General features: G+C 44.0%; 12 protein-coding genes and 1 pseudogene. 10 read left to right on the plus strand and 3 right to left on the minus strand.

The genetic code is table 11. The annotated features are described in order from the left end of the window. Positions 1–8: 8 nt before the first annotated feature. The gene (locus OKIT_RS01300) at positions 9–1,805 is read right to left on the minus strand and encodes an ABC transporter ATP-binding protein (protein ID WP_007744635.1); all 1,797 of its coding nucleotides are present in this window, start codon (positions 1,803–1,805) and stop codon (positions 9–11) included. A 402-nt stretch (positions 1,806–2,207) separates the two neighbouring features. On the opposite strand from OKIT_RS01300, the gene scrK reads away from it, so the two are divergent. The 4 genes from scrK (at position 2,208) to OKIT_RS01320 (ending at position 5,365) form a co-directional block, all read left to right on the plus strand. Beyond that, positions 2,208–3,083, plus strand: a complete 876-nt coding sequence (gene scrK / locus OKIT_RS01305; protein ID WP_007744637.1) for a fructokinase ScrK — start codon at positions 2,208–2,210, stop codon at positions 3,081–3,083. A gap of 97 nt (positions 3,084–3,180) precedes the next feature. Then, positions 3,181–4,182, plus strand: a complete 1,002-nt coding sequence (locus OKIT_RS01310; protein ID WP_007744638.1) for a zinc-dependent alcohol dehydrogenase family protein — start codon at positions 3,181–3,183, stop codon at positions 4,180–4,182. Then, entirely contained in the window at positions 4,179–4,961 is a 783-nt protein-coding gene (locus OKIT_RS01315) for a DUF6198 family protein (RefSeq protein WP_007744639.1), read from the plus strand. Before OKIT_RS01310 ends, OKIT_RS01315 begins: the two co-directional genes overlap by 4 nt. Positions 4,962–4,975: 14 nt before the next feature. Continuing rightward, entirely contained in the window at positions 4,976–5,365 is a 390-nt protein-coding gene (locus OKIT_RS01320; protein WP_007744641.1) for a VOC family protein, read from the plus strand. A 260-nt stretch (positions 5,366–5,625) separates the two neighbouring features. Here the strand turns inward: OKIT_RS01320 and OKIT_RS01325 are convergent, their stop codons facing one another. Then, positions 5,626–6,615 carry a D-2-hydroxyacid dehydrogenase gene (locus OKIT_RS01325; protein ID WP_007744643.1) on the minus strand — a complete coding sequence of 330 codons (990 nt, stop codon included), beginning with the start codon at positions 6,613–6,615 and terminating at the stop codon, positions 5,626–5,628. A 90-nt stretch (positions 6,616–6,705) separates the two neighbouring features. On the opposite strand from OKIT_RS01325, the gene OKIT_RS01330 reads away from it, so the two are divergent. The 5 genes from OKIT_RS01330 (at position 6,706) to OKIT_RS01350 (ending at position 12,882) form a co-directional block, all read left to right on the plus strand. Then, the gene (locus OKIT_RS01330; protein WP_241778148.1) at positions 6,706–7,377 is read left to right on the plus strand and encodes a TetR/AcrR family transcriptional regulator; all 672 of its coding nucleotides are present in this window, start codon (positions 6,706–6,708) and stop codon (positions 7,375–7,377) included. Beyond that, the gene (locus OKIT_RS01335; RefSeq protein ID WP_007744645.1) at positions 7,370–9,094 is read left to right on the plus strand and encodes an ABC transporter ATP-binding protein; all 1,725 of its coding nucleotides are present in this window, start codon (positions 7,370–7,372) and stop codon (positions 9,092–9,094) included. The genes OKIT_RS01330 and OKIT_RS01335 overlap by 8 nt, the downstream gene beginning before the upstream one ends. Further along, positions 9,094–10,971 (plus strand): ABC transporter ATP-binding protein, encoded by a 1,878-nt coding sequence (locus OKIT_RS01340; protein ID WP_007744647.1) that lies wholly within the window; start codon positions 9,094–9,096, stop codon positions 10,969–10,971. The genes OKIT_RS01335 and OKIT_RS01340 overlap by 1 nt, the downstream gene beginning before the upstream one ends. 1 nt (position 10,972) lies before the next feature. Continuing rightward, positions 10,973–11,833 (plus strand): hypothetical protein, encoded by an 861-nt coding sequence (locus tag OKIT_RS01345; protein WP_007744649.1) that lies wholly within the window; start codon positions 10,973–10,975, stop codon positions 11,831–11,833. Positions 11,834–11,934: 101 nt separating this feature from the next. Further along, entirely contained in the window at positions 11,935–12,882 is a 948-nt protein-coding gene (locus tag OKIT_RS01350; RefSeq protein ID WP_007744651.1) for a GRP family sugar transporter, read from the plus strand. Between the two features lie 49 nt (positions 12,883–12,931). Here OKIT_RS01350 and OKIT_RS01355 read toward each other — a convergent pair. Beyond that, positions 12,932–14,611 (minus strand): annotated as a pseudogene (locus OKIT_RS01355) (oleate hydratase); the annotation flags it as partial. A gap of 464 nt (positions 14,612–15,075) precedes the next feature. On the opposite strand from OKIT_RS01355, the gene OKIT_RS01365 reads away from it, so the two are divergent. Beyond that, complete coding sequence (locus OKIT_RS01365; RefSeq protein ID WP_007744662.1) at positions 15,076–15,954, plus strand: MetQ/NlpA family ABC transporter substrate-binding protein; 879 nt, start codon at positions 15,076–15,078, stop codon at positions 15,952–15,954. The last annotated feature ends 21 nt before the right edge of the window (positions 15,955–15,975 follow it).

Here is a 15,975-nt window from a genome sequence, read left to right on the forward strand (position 1 = left end):
ATTCGCTTTCATAACATTTGTTCAGCAACGTAACGGGCATAGGTCTTATGATTGGCTAAAAGCTGAGTCTTATGATTGGCTAAAAGCTGAGAATGTGTACCAGAGCCAGTAATAGTACCGTCCTCCAAAAAGTAAATATTATCTGCCGATTTAATTGTTGAAAGCCGATGTGCAATCGCAATCACAATATGTTTTTCAGCCAGTTCTTCCATGATCTGCTTAACTTTCATCTCCGAATCTGCATCCAAGTTAGCCGTGGACTCGTCAAATATATAAATCCCAGCCTCTTTCAAAATAGCTTGGGCAATCGCTAAGCGCTGAAGCTGGCCGCCGGAAATATTATTGCCATCCTCTAAAAGCTTGTCATCCAGATGCCCATTAAATGCTTCCAAAAGGCCTACTTTTCCAAGCACATCTTTGATCTGATTATCTGAATAGTTTTCCTTCCTGCCGAAAGATAAATAATCCCTCAAACTGCTACCTAATAAATCAGCTTTCTGAGAGATATAGCCGATACTTTGGCGCCAAGAGAACAAGGAAAATTGTGTAATATCGCTTGTCCCAGACAGAATTACGCCACTGTTAGCGGCATAGAATTGTTCAATGAGAGAAACGATCGTTGTCTTGCCAGCACCACTAGGGCCGACAATTGCTGTCATTGTATTGGGCTTAAAAACCATATTAATATCATCCAGCGTGATAGTCTTAGCATCATCATAGGCGAAATTAACATCTTTAAATACCAAATCACTTTGAGAGTCTCTTGGCAAAGCACAACCGCCCTGTCGTTCGTTTTGGCTGTTGTCTCTTAGCTGCATTAAAACATTCATGGCCGTTTTTGCGCCAACATAACCATGGAAAAATTCGCTGAAACTGCCTAAGGGCACCATAATCTGAATGACATATAACAAAAAGGCGATCAAAACACCATTTGTAATGCTGCCATTGTTCAGCAGATAACCACCATAACCAAAAATTCCCAGCATAATCAGCATCATCACAGCACCTATTAAAGGATTAATAAGCGCATTGATACGAGCCAAACGTCTGCCTGACTCAAATAATACCTTCATATCATCGGCGTCATCTTTTTGAACGATTTTTTCAGCTGCATTTGCTTTAATCATCTTGACCAAACGGAAAAATTTGGAGGTATGTGTTGCGAATAAAGATTTTTGATCTTGAAAATCTGCGATTCTGTTGGCTAATGGTGCACCTAATAAGCCGAATACGCCCACCATTAATAGAACACCAAACAAGGTTACAATCGTTAAAGCCCAATTCAAAGACAAGAGAACAACAGCAATCCCAACAATAGTCAAAACACCACTGATCATTTCGGGCAGGCTGTTTGTAAATAAAGTCCGTAGTAAATCAATGTTATTATAAATTTTATTCGCCAAATTGGTTGATTCTTGCTCCTCAAACCATCCGACACGGTGCTGAAGTACCTGGTTAAAAGTTCCTTGTTGGTAGTTTTTAGTAGCGATAGCGCCGATCAGGGCAAATAAATACAGTCCAAGTGCGTTAAACAACAACTGCATAACAAAAATAGCGGCTAAAAAGATGATCTGCCGATAATCAATACCTCGCTCGTAGGAATCAATTAATCTCTGCACAATCAAGGGCACCATAATCGTGCATAAAGCGGATAACATTTGGCAGCTTGTAGCTAAAACAATAAGCGCTTTTTGGTAATTTGTCAGAGCAATTTCCTTAAAAATACCTCTGATCGAAACCTTGGCTCTCAGTGCCGACTCTGGTATTGTATCGTCTACTACATCATTTCTTATTATTTGCAACATAATAATTTCCTCAAAAAATATTTATTAAACGATATGATATCACTAAAAACGCACATAAGACTTGCCCTCCCCAAAGCTCGATAATCGTCAATTAGACCTGCCGACCCTAAAAGCGGCCATGCGGAAAACCGAATAAAAAATTATTACTCTTTATGCCAGGCTTAGTTGCCTGGCTTTTTTATTGACAAAAAGTCCATTTTACAATGTGGCATAACTTCCAAAAGACCAGATTTTTCCCTTGACTCACCTTTATGAAAGCGCTACCGTAGATAGCGATGGGGAATGTGAGCGAACGGGTAAAAAACCAGTCATACCGGCACTTTTGGCTGTCACATTTTTCATGAAAAGCATAAAAAACGACCTGTAATCGTAAACTAAAAAAATTATCCAAGGAGGCAGCACGTGTTACTAGGAAGCATTGAAGCAGGCGGCACAAAATTCGTCTGTGCCGTCGGAAATGAAGATTACCGAACCAAAGATATTGTTCGTTTTCCAACCACAACACCAGAAGAAACACTAACCAAATGTATTGATTATTTCAAAAAATTTGATGACTTAAAAGCGATTGGTATTTCTTCTTTTGGCCCGATCGAGTTAAGGAAAAATTCACCCAAATATGGTTTCATTACCAATACACCCAAGCCGGGCTGGTCTGATGTCGACTTTGTCGGCCGGATCAAAAAGGCCTTTAATATTCCGATCCATTGGACGACTGATGTGAATGGGTCGGCCTATGGCGAATATGTCATTTCGACATTGTTCAACGAACATATCAATTCATTGGTTTATTACACGATTGGCACCGGTGTTGGCGCCGGCGCAATTGTCAACGGCCAATTCATCGGCGATCTCGGCCATCCAGAAATGGGCCATGTACGTGTTAAGCGCCACCCGGACGATCTTGATTTCCCAGGCATCTGCCCCTTTCATGGTGATTGCTTGGAGGGATTAGTTTCCGGTCCAACTTTTGAAGCCCGCACTGGCAAAAAAGGACAAGACATTCCCCTGACAGACCACGTCTGGGATATCATGGCTTACTATGTCGCCCAAGCTGCTTTGCAAACGACTTTGACTTTACGGCCTGCCAAGATTGTCTTTGGCGGCGGCGTGATCAGTGAGGAATTCTTAAAGAAAGTCCGCGTACAGTTTAAAGACTTAATGAATGATTACATTGACGTCGGCAAGCTGGAAGATTATCTTGTGATGCCGGCAATCAAGGAAAACGGTTCAGCAACACTAGGCGACTTTGCCTTGGCCTTGCTTGAATACCGCAAATAAATCGGTACGGATCGTCAAAGAACTTCCTCACCGCAAGCTTTTTTGGCGGTCAAAAATTGGTAAAATATTGAGAATATAAGGAAGGATTAAATTTATTATGGATGCTTTAGTATTAACTGCTGTTAAGCAAATGGAAGTACAGGAGACTAAAAAGCCGACACCAAAGGCCAACGAAGTCTTAATTGAAAGCAAGTACGCTGGAATCTGTGGAACCGATCACGCTTTGTATAACGGATTACCAGGTTCAGCAGCTGCTGTACCACCAATCGTATTGGGACACGAAAACTCAGGCATTGTTGCTGAAGTTGGTGCTGACGTTGTTGATTTTAAAGTTGGCGATCGTGTCACGGTCGATCCTAATATCTATTGCGGCAAGTGTTTTTACTGCCGTACCGGCCGTCCAGAACTCTGCGACAATTTATCAGCTATCGGTGTCACCCGCAATGGCGGATTGGAGCAGTACTTCACAGCTCCTGAGACACAAGTCTACAAGGTGCCGGATAATGTTTCCTTAAAAGCTGCCGCTACGACTGAACCAATTTCATGTGCTGTCCATGGCGTGAAATTATTGAAATTGACGCCTTATCAGAAAGCTTTGGTAATTGGAGACGGCTTTATGGGCCAGCTCTTCGTACAATTATTGCGTGCCTATGGTGTGCACCAAGTGGATTTTGCCGGTATTATCGATGAAAAACTGGCCTTGAATAAAGAAAAGTTCGGCGTAACCAATACCTTCAATACCACACGCGACCAGATTCCGGCTGACTATGATGTTGTTATTGAAGCTGTCGGCTTGCCTCAGACACAAGAACAGGCTGTGAATGCAACTGTCAAAGGTGCTCAGGTCTTGATGTTTGGTGTCGGTAAACCAAATCAGGAATTCAAGATGAATACCTATGAAGTTTACCAAAAGCAGCTGACTATCCAAGGATCCTTCATCAACCCCAACGCTTTTGAAGATTCTCTTGCCTTATTGTCGAGCGGCAAACTGGATGTTTTGCCATTGATCAGTAACGAGCCTTCTCTCAAAGATGTGCCTGATTATCTAGACGGTACAATTAAAGACGTTAGCAAGGCCGTTGTGAAAGTCGGAGAATGACCCGGCCGGGTGTACCTCGCCCGCAAAACAAACCAGACGCCGCAAGTGCCAGTTTTCATACAACTTCCACCACGGCTTCTACAGCCAGTTTAATTGCCTACTTTGCAATCTCGATTGTGATTAATTCAGCCGGAAACGTCTTGACCTTGGTCACAAGTGCCAAGATCCATCCTTCCTACCTCGGAGCTGCCTATTGGACAGCTGCGACAGCCAATTTCGGTAATGCTTTGCATTGGAATCTATTTTGGTCATTTATCATCATCGGATTGATGACAATTGTCCTAAACGCCCTGTTAGTCGGGCATTGGTCTTGGCAGCGCGCCTTGGGAAATTTGTTATTTATGTTGCCCTTTTCCGCATTAATCCAAGTATTCGCTGACTTTTTCAACGGCGTCTATCCCTTTTTTGCAGGACTGCCCGCAGCGCATAGTCCAGCCATGATCATTTTTTACATCTGCCTGAATTTCTTCGGTGATGCTTTGATCGGGATTGCGATTTCTATTTATCAGCGTGTGAATTTGATTCTCCATCCTGCTGACGACTTAATGCAGATCCTGCGTTTTAAATATCTTAAAGGGCATGCTGCCACTGCGATGTGGGTTTCATACCTGCCGCCAACTATTCTGACGGTGATCGCTTTGATCATTTCGCATCAATTTACGAATTTCGGTCTGGGAACAATTTTTGCCTTGTTATTCCAGGGCGGTATTACAGGCGCGGCCGATAAAATCGTCTTCCCAAGACTTCATCACCGTGCCATTCACGTTTCCCAAAATTAGGAGGTTTTATTAATATGGCTTTGAGTAATTATTTTACGGGTATTCAGCACGTCGGCATCCCTGCCGCTAATTTGGATGAGACAGTCAGTTTCTATAAATCACTGGGATTCGAAGAAGCCGGTCTTTTCGAAAACGGCAGCAGTCATTGTGCCTTCATGCGTTTTGGCAATCTAACCATTGAGACTTGGGATGGCGATCCAACAGCTCAAAAAGCTGGTGCCATCAATCACATCTCGATGAATACAACTGATGTTGACAAAGCTTTTGCTGCTGCAAAAGCACAAGGTCTTCATCTCGTCGATAAAGAAATTCAATCGATTCCATCATTTTGGGACAACGGTATTCGTTTCTTCAATATTCTAGGACCAAATAAAGAAACAATTGAATTCTGCCAGATTCTCTGAAATTAAATCATGACATTTGAAAAGCACAGCTTTAATGGCTGTGCTTTTTTGTACGCGGTAAAATTTATTCAGATTTATTTTTCAGTGCTTCTTTGATTTCAGTCAAAAGTTTGACAATTTGGCGCAAACAATAAAGAACATACACAACCACCGCTATTAATAGAACATAAAACAAGAGATTAATAAACATAGCAAAGCCAAAATACATCATCGTCATCAAGTCCTTTTTCAGTTAGTCCGTCTCTTCAATCAATTATAATTTAATCAAAGATCTCGTTTTCGATTTTCTGGCCATTAGCCAAAGCGACAGCATCATGCAAAGAAATCCTGACCATATTTTTAATGGCTAAATCCGTATAAAAGGCAACATGCGGAGAAAGCAGCACATTATCCATGGCCATCAATGCTTGTGCATCGGCCGGAATTATTTTCGGATCAGAGACAGCGCTCATGAATTCATTTTCGTTGGGCAAGACATCCAAGGCTGCGCCGGCCAGCTTGTCACTCCTTAAATTAGCCAGCAAGGCATCGGTTACCACGAGGCCGCCGCGAGCAAAATTCAAGAAGTAACTACCTGCCTTCATTTTGTCAAAGAAAGCCGAATCAGCCATCCCCGCAGTCTCGTCATTCAAAGGTGTGTGGAAAGTCACCACATCAGCTTGTGCTAAGGCCTGATCTAGATCAACATAATCCAAAAAAGCTTCATTTTGAGCATGATAAACTGGGTCAACTGCCAAAACTTTGGCTCCCAGGGCATGCAGCATCTCAGCCAAAGCAGAACCAATCCGCCCAGCACCAATCACAGCAATAGTGAGATCGTGAATTTCGCGTCCTTGAGGCGCAGCCGACCACTGCCAATCGCCACTCGTCGTTGCCCGATAATAGCGTTTGTTGTTGCGGATTAAGTTCATCAATTGCGTCAGCGTATATTCAGCAATAGCTCTTGGCGAATAGGCAGCAACATTGGAAGCTCTCAAGCCGGCTTGATGAATGGCTGGTAAATCCAAAATATCGTAACCGACTTGGCGAATTGTAATCTGCTTGATACCAAATTCGGCTAATTGCTGATAGACAGAATCAGGAATCGCAACCGTCTGCTGAGTCACGATTGCATCATAGCCCTTAGCCAGGCTGACATTTTTTTCTGAGAGATAGTCAGTCAGCTGGTCGACTTGATGGCCAGTCTGCTGGCAGAATTCTTTAATATAGGGTTTTTCGTCGCCTAAAACGGCATACATCAGTATTTTCATATTGCTACAATCCTAGCAAAAAAGGGCATCGATAACAAATTTAATTGGCTTCTTCTTGACAAGTTCGTCAGCAGCGCATAAAATGACATATTGTCACATGACAGATCGTCACATTTTATGCCAAAAGAAACTTTTTACAATTTAAGCGAAGAGAAACGTCAGCGGATTCTGCGAGCAGCTCAAAACGAGTTTTCTCGTGTGCCCTTAGCGGAAGCCAAAGTTGCCAGAATTGTCTTGGATGCCGGGATTCCTCGCGGAAGTTTTTATCAATATTTTGATGATATCAGCGATCTTTATCACTATTTTTTTAAAAACAAGGCCCGCAGTTTTCAGGAAAATTTCAAGAAAGCTGTCCTAACACACGATGGCGACCTGATTGAAGCTTGGCGTTTTATGGATAAGCAGCTCATAGGCACAATCATTAAAAGCCGCAATTCGGTTCTTTTCGAAAATGCTTTATTAGGGCTGGATATTCAACGCAGTCAAAAAATGCTCCGGCATTTTTCTCATTTTGATGATCCGGCTATTCAATCTTTAGATGATCTTTCTTACATCGACTTTTCCGAATTGAGAATCGACAGCCTGGATGATTTCAAAGCGCTGGAAAAAATTTTTTCAGGTTTCGTGCTGCAAGCCGTCAGCAGTTATTTTGCAAAAAAACGCGCCGGCGAGGCTGTTGGCTTAGATCAGATTCTGGCACAGACTGATAAAGAAATTAATTGGCTGAAATACGGTATCAAGAAGGAGACAGAACATGATTAAACTTTCCAAAGGACGCATGAGTGCTTGGATTGTCGCACTATCGGTCCTATTTATGATCATCCAGGTCTATACAATGCTGCGTTTGCCGGATCTGACTTCCGATCTGATCAATAACGGTGTTGCTAGGGGAAACATTACATATATCTATCACACAGGTGCTTGGATGGCGTTTTATTCTCTGCTTTCCGTCCTATTCGGCGTGGCCAATACCTACACATCATCGGTGGCTTCCCAGAAACTGGGCATGCGCCTTCGACGCGATATCTACGATAAGGTCATGGGCTACTCTAATGAAGAGTTTGATAAAATCGGCACTTCTTCTTTAATTACACGAACAAGCAACGACGTGGTTCAAATTCAAAATGTTGTCATGATGTTTTTGCGTTTGATGATTATGTCGCCGATTATGCTGATCGCAGCCAGTGTCTTAGCTTACGGCAAATCCGCCCGTTTGACAGAGATCTTTCTCGTCGCCATCCCAGTATTGATCCTCATCATCGGCGTTGCCATGTATTATGCCGTGCCTTTATTTAAAGCCATGCAGAAGAAAACAGATCGTATCAATCTGGTCTTTCGCGAAGGTTTGACCGGCGTCCGTGTGATTCGAGCTTTTGGCCGCGACCAATTCGAACAGGACCGTTTTAAAGAGGCCAATCAGGACTTCACGCAAAACGCGGTCAAAGTCTTTTCAATCATGTCCGTGATTTTCCCGCTGGTCACTTTGGTCATGTCCGGCACAAATGTTGGTATCACCTGGTTCGGCGGACATTTGATTGCTGATCAAGCCATGCAGGTCGGTGATCTGGTCGCTTTTATGACTTACGCCATGCAAGTGCTGCTGAGTTTTATGATGCTGGCCATGATTTTCGTGATGGTACCCAGAGCCCAGGCCTCAGCTGATCGGATCAACGAACTTTTACAAGCACAATCCACGATCAAAGACCCCGCAGCATCAGCCAGCGCGTCTCAAACAGCTTCTCTAGTTTTTAAAAATGTCGGATTTAAATACACAGGTGCAGAGGATCCAGCTCTATCCGGCGTAACTTTTTCTGCCAAATCCGGCCAAACAGTCGCAATTATTGGCGGCACGGGTTCCGGAAAATCGACACTGATTAATTTAATTCCGCGCTTTTACGATGTGACGACCGGCAGTATCCAAGTAAACAGCCAAAATATTTCTGATTACAAGCAGGAAAATTTACGCGATTTGATTGCTTTGACGCCGCAAAAAGCCATCTTGTTTACCGGGACGATTCGTGAAAATCTGAAATACGGTAATCCACAGGCGACTGATATGGAACTTTGGCATGCCTTAGACGTTGCGCAAGCCAGTGATTTCGTCAAGGAATTGGTTGATGGCCTGGATGCTCACGTCGAACAAGGCGGCGATAATTTTTCCGGTGGTCAAAAACAACGTTTGGCCATTGCGCGAGCTTTGGTGAAAAAAGCGGCGATTTATATTTTCGATGATAGTTTTTCGGCCTTGGATTTTAAAACCGACGCCAAACTGCGGGCAGCATTAAAAACAGATCCTGAAATCCAAAAAGCCGTCGTCGTGATTGTCGCTCAGCGTATTTCGACAGTTGTTGATGCTGACACAATCCTCGTCTTAGAAGACGGCCGCATGACGGGTGCTGGTACCCATGCCGAACTTAAAAAGAGCAATCAGGCATACCAGGAAATCATCGACTCGCAAATTCGTAAAGGAGATCAATAATGGCTGAAAGCAAAAACACAAAACAGTCGCACGGCAGCGGTTCTTTTGGTCCTAGCATGGGCCGTCCCGTGCAAAAAGCCAAACATTTCTGGCCAACCAGCAAGCGGCTGTTTGCTTATATGAAAAGACAATGGCTGGCCGTCACTTTTGTGATTCTCTTTGCGATCGGGTCAGCGATTTTCCAGACACAAACACCGAAAATACTCGGCCGGGCAACAACGGAAATTTTTAAAGGTGTCATGACGGGAGGAGCACAAATTAAAGCTGGCATCCCCATCTCGACTTTTCCAATTAACTGGCAAAAAATTGCCGGCATTATTCTGGAAGTAATTATCCTCTACGTCCTCGCGGCACTACTGTCTTTTATCCAGCAGTATATGATGACGCGTGTCTCGCAAAAAACTGTCTTTGATTTGCGGCGTGACTTGAAAGCCAAAATGGCCCGCCTGCCGATTAATTACTATGATACGCATACAAATGGAGATGTCATGTCGCGGGCAACCAACGACATGGATAACATTTCATCAACTTTACAGCAGAATTTGACGCAATTAATTACCTCCTTTGTGACCTTCTTTTCGATTCTATGGATGATGCTGTCCATTTCTTTGCAGCTGACTTTATGGGTCTTGATTATTGTGCCGGTCTCGATTGTTATCATCGGCATCGTGGCACCACGTTCACAAAAATTCTTTTCCGCCCAGCAGAAATCGCTTGGCCTGTTAAACAACCAAATCGAGGAAAGCTACGCTGGGTATACGATCGTGCGTGCCTATAACCATGAAGATAGCGAACGGAAAACTTTTGCCGAAGAAAATGAGCGTTTGTATAAGGCCAGCTGGAAAGCACAATTCGTTTCCGGCATGATTATGCCCTTAATGACTTTCATTAATAATTTAGGTTACATCGGCATTGCCATCATCGGCGGCATCAAAGTCGCTAATGGCCAAGTGACCATCGGCAATATTCAAGCTTTCTTACAGTATACGAATGAGTTCAGCCAGCCAATTACACAAATCACGAATTTGACCAATCAAATTCAGTCAACAATCGCCTCGGCGGAACGTGTTTTTCAGGTACTGGATGAAGATGAGATGCTGGATAACCATCAGAATCTGCCAGTAGTCAAAGAATCTGAAATTATCAATTTCGACCATGTTCAGTTTGCCTACGGCGATAATAAAGAACTGCTGATGACCGATTATAATTTACCAGTCAAACAAGGTGAAATGGTCGCAATCGTCGGACCGACAGGTGCCGGCAAGACAACGATGATCAACTTATTGGAACGCTTTTATGACATTCGCGGCGGCTCCATCCGCTTTAGAGGACGAGATACGCGCGACTTGGACCGTGCAGATCTGCGCAGTCATTTTGCTATGGTGCTCCAGGACACCTGGCTGTTTTCCGGATCAATTCACGATAATATCGCCTATGGCCGTGAGAATGCCAGTGAAGCCGACATTCTAGCAGCGGCCAAGGCCGCTCATGTTGATAGTTTTGTCAGGCAGCTGCCTAAGGGTTATGAGACACTCTTAAATGAGGAAGCTTCCAACATTTCGCAAGGACAGCGGCAATTAATCACGATCGCCCGTGCATTTCTAGCTAATCCAGAAATTCTGATTTTAGATGAAGCGACTTCGTCAGTCGACAGTCGGACAGAAATCCAGATTCAGCACGCCATGCAGAATCTATTAAAAGACCGGACAAGTTTCGTCGTGGCTCATCGTCTGTCCACGATTCGCGATGCCCAGCATATCGTTGTCATGAATCACGGTTCGATTGTTGAAACAGGCAGCCATGATTCTCTGATGGCAAAAAATGGTTTTTACGCTGACCTCTACAATAGCCAGTTTTCCGGAAAGGCGGTAATCTAATATGAAAAAGAAAAGTCGTCTTGTCATAACAATATCGGCGCTTCTGGTCATTATAGCTGCCGGCACGCTACTGTTTGTTTTCCGTCCGGCACAGTTGTCGACGACACACAATCATTACCGAATCAGCGGGATGTCTGCTAACATTCGCGGTACGGCCAGCCCCGCCAAACAAATTCAATATCGAGTCGGTAACGGTACAAAAAGAACGATAGCAGTCCGGTCAGGCAGTTTTGCCATTAATCTGCCTGCTTCCGACCACAAACAGATTGTCACGATTTATAATCACGGGCGTTCAAAAAAAGTCACTGTTTCTGCTGCAACAGCTTTAGCAGACTACCAGCGTTTCGCCGGAATCTATAATCAAGCATTAATTGCCAGCCGTTTGCCCAAACATCTCCAGCAGATAGCTAAAAATCCGGCTGCCGATCCCGCAAAAAGCCAGCAGCAAGCAGCAGAACTAGCTGCCGCAATGGCCAAAATTCAAAAAAACAGCCAAAAAGAACTGCTGCCAGTGCAGCTAAATAACACGATCCGCAGCCTGCCTGCCCAGCACAGCTACCAGCTAAGAATCAATGTCCGGCATCAGCAGCTGATCGGTATAACGCTTATCTCGCCTTTAGCCAGCCTGAGAAATCAAAAAGCACAACAAACAACAGGTTCTTTTGTCACTGTCTTAGCCCTGATTGCACAAGCCAGCGGTGCAGATCCCAGCCAAGTACTCAAGGATTTTGGCAAAACAGCTCGTCAGGCAAACAATGCCAAAACGACATCGCTGCGTCCTATTCGCTCTAAAGGCGTCCAGTTCGATCTGGGTGTTTCAACACAAAATTTGTATGTTTATGTTGGCAAATACGATCATTAATCAGCCTTTTTGTGATACTTGAAATCGTTTTCCTTTTGTTGGATAATGGAAAAGTTACGTAAAACGCTTTACACAACGTCTACCAATACAGAAAGGTTTTTATGGGAATTTTATTTGCACTAATCCCGGCCCTCACTTGGGGTTCGACGGGATTAATTAATACAAAAATGGGTGGTTCGGCCGCTCAACAGACATTAGGTATGACCTTTGGTGCTCTGATCTTTGGCCTCGCTACGATGTTTATCTTCGTGATTCCTCAAGGAATCTCCGTCGATTATCATATTTGGGTAGTCGGCTTGCTGTCAGGCTTGTTCTGGGCTGTAGGAACGGCTGGACAATTTGTCGCTTATAAGGATATGGGCGTGTCTTCAGCCTTTCCAATTTCAACTGCTGGACAGATCATCTCAAATGCCTTGATGGCTGCAATCGTCTTAGCTGAATGGCGGACTGTTAACATGTGGATCTTCGGTGTGATTGCCGTTGCCTTGGTAACGGTTGGTGCATTGCTTACCGCTGCTCGTTCCCGTGCTGCAAAACAGAATAATACGGCGCGGCCAGCTTCATATACGCACGGCCTGATTGCCATTCTGCTTTCAACAATTGGCTACATGTTCTACTTTGTTTTTCCGAATTTGATGTTTAAGACCGGCTTTATCAGCCCAGCGGTTCATGATGCGCACAATGGCGTTGATTACATGACTGCTATCGTTGGCCCGCAATCAATCGGACAAGTGCTGGGTGCCTTTTTGATCGTCTTATTCGTCTTCCATGAAGGCAATAGGATGTTTGAAAAACCAACTTGGAAGAACATTCTGACTGGTCTTAGCTGGGGTATTGGTAACTTATTCATGTTTATTTCCACTGCCAATCCGGCAATTGGACAAGCTACTGCTACCACGCTGTCACAGATGGGCGTGATCGTCGGTACCTTTGGCGGTATCTATCTCTTGCACGAAAAGAAGACACCAGATCAAATGGTCAAAATTGTCATTGGTGCCCTGCTGGTTGTTCTCGGTGGTGTACTGATTTCCAACTTGAATCATTTGTAATCCATCTCTAAAAGATATTAAAAAAACAGGCAAATGCCTGTTTTTTTGTTTAACGGAACATTGTTTTTAAGGCTTTTGCCATGACCACAGGATTTTTTTCATAATGATGCAGTTTGGTCAGCCTAGTTTCAGGGATGCCCAAGAAATGATAGACGGCCGTCTGAGCGGCGCGTATTGAATATTGTTCCGTGAAGACCATATCGAAAGGCATCTCGGAAAACTGGCTGATGAAGGCCAAATTTTTAGATCCTTTCGGAACGACTTTTGGCCGGTCGCCGACTGCCCGTCGGTTAAATAGTGCACTGGCATAAGGCATATAGACAGGGATTACGTTTACAATCGAATCCCAGATCTCATCTAAGTGGTTAGCTAATTTATCCTGACTATCATCAACTTCATTCAAATGACCAAGCAGCTCAGTCAGAATCTCGCGGCCAGTCATGTCAATAAAAGGCTTATCGACATAATCGCCATTAACTCTAGGAAACATCGCATAGCCCCAAAAGATCGTCTCATTTTCCTTTTGTGTTTTAAAATGCGGCTGGTGATGCACAACAATCGAAAGCAGATTACTGGAATCAACCCAAGTGTTCAAGGCGTTTCCGGGCTGCTGCTGCGTAATACGCGTAATTTGATTCAGTAGAAAATGATTATTCGTCGTGACTGTAAAACTCATCCATTCCGATTGCGGCCTGTCATTGAAAAACTTATCCGGCTGCCCTAAGGAGTAAAAGTGTTCAGTCGCTTGTTTCCACAGAGCTGCTGACGGCGCGTATTCGTCATTTTCGACAATCGGTGTATCGAGGTCGCCGATGCTGGCTGAATCCGTGATCGCACCGTTCGTATCAAAGACCAGATCGTCTTCTGCTAGGGCGATCGTGGACTTTTCACCAGCAGGCTGCTGCTCGATTTGCAGACCTTTGACGATAATATCATCACGAAAAGGCGTATCAGCAAAATCAAAAGCTGTCACTTTCACATCGTTAACGAATTTAGCGCCCTGATCAATTAAATATTGACGCATGGGCAGAATCAAGGATTCATATTGGTTATAGGGCGTTCGTGTGACCCCTTCCAGTGTGTTAATGCGGGAAAACTCCAAAATCATCCGGTTCATATAACGCCGCAGTTCCATAGCAGAAGACTCTTTTTTAAAGGCAAAAGTCGTTTCCCACATGTACCAGAAATTAGTTGTGAAAATATGTGGACTATTTTTGAACCAATCGGCGATCGACACATCGTTTAGCTGCTGCTCATCCTTTTCCGGGATCATCATCAATTTCGAAAGCAAAGTGCGGTCTTTCATATTAAACTGCATCTTGTTGTAATCATTCTTGCCGCGAATCCGCAAACCATCTGTCTTATCCATCAGCCTTGCAACATCGTGAGTCGGATGCTGATGATCAAAATTCAAAATATCATCAGTTACAGATTGGCCCGGGTTGTCTAAAGAAGGCACACTTTTTAACAGATCCCACAAATTTTCGTAGGTTTCTTCGTTCAACATACGGCCGCCCTCGGCTAAAAAGCCGGCTGTATTGGATAATTTAGGACCCTTATATTCTTTTGTGTAAGCTTCGACTTTGTCACCATCATTTGCACCATGGGAATTTAGGCCATAGAAAGTGATTTGATCGCCTGACCAATGGCCATCTCGGATCAAATACAGGCCGGCTGCCAAATTGCCGATGCCGCTTCCGATCATATACGCATGCTGTGTCATAAAATGCTCCTTTTTAGATTTACAAGATTATTGTGACACGAAACAGGCAGTGGCAGAAGCAAGGGTGGGATTTTGTAATATGACGTTGTAGATGTTTGACAAACGCGCCAGCTATGTTATATTTGTAGACATAGATTTCAAACGACTTGATCCGGAGAGTAGTTTTGAACCAAAGCAGAGAAAGTTGGCGTTTGATGCAAGCCAACGTGCGGGGAGAGATGAACATGGCCGGTGATTGGCTGGTGCGAACCGTTTACGGAAAACACCAGACGGAATGGCCCTCGTTACCGGGCACGCCATTAGAGGCAGCTCATACGCTTTGCTTTAGATGGTTGGCAAGACTTGTGTTTGGCAACAAAACAAGTAAAGCAGGATGGTAACGCGTTAATCGCTTCTGTATTTCAGGAGCGATTTTTTTATACCTTTGTTTCCGGATTGAAATCGTTTAAGAAAATGGGATGGTCTATTACATGGAAAACACACTCAAGAAAACTGCATACGTTTCACTCACGGTCTTAGCCGCCAGCGGATTGGCCTTCATTGCGCCAGCCGTATCTCAAACTAACACTGCCGATGCCAAAGCTAAGGCGATCACGATCAAAGTCGGCGTCATGACGATGAACGACGAGGACAAGGCCGAGTGGAAAGTCATCAGCCAATATGCTAAAAAACATGGCAATGTCAAACTTCGTTTTGTCCAATTCACTGATTACAGTCAGCCTAACCGTGCCTTAGCAGACGGCGACATCGATATCAACGCCTTCCAGCATTATTACTTTTTGGATAATTGGAACAAAGAAAATAACGCTAATTTAAAGCCGATTGCTAAAACAGTTATCGCGCCGCTACGTCTTTATACGAAAAAGAATTACAAAAGCGTCAAAGATTTACCAAAGAACGCCCAGATTGCGATTCCTAACGATGCGACTAACGAAGGCCGCTCGCTTGTCGCTTTGCAGACGGCCGGCTTAATTAAATTAAAGAAGGGCGTCAAACTGGCAACGCCGTCTGACATTACCAGCAATCCCAAGAACATCAAAATTGTGCTTGTGGAAGCTTCGCAAACGGCCCGTTCGTTGGGTTCTGTTGATGCCGCTTTCGTTAATAACACCTTCGTTCCGGCTGCTGGATTAAAATTCAATTCAGCCATCTATGTGGAGCCGGTTAACAAGGCTTCCCGTAAATGGATCAACGTGATTGCAGCTCGTCCGAATTACAAACAAAATAAGAGCAAATACGCTGCTTATAAAGAAATTATCAAGGGTTATCACGAAAAGAAAATCAAGCGTTTGATCAAAAAATACTCAGGCGGAACTTCGCTGGCAGCCTGGGATATCAAGCTGAAGTAAGCCAGCACTTAAAAAGCAGAG

The organism is Oenococcus kitaharae DSM 17330, assembly GCF_000241055.1.
In the GTDB taxonomy this organism is placed as follows: Bacteria; Bacillota; Bacilli; order Lactobacillales; family Lactobacillaceae; genus Oenococcus; species Oenococcus kitaharae.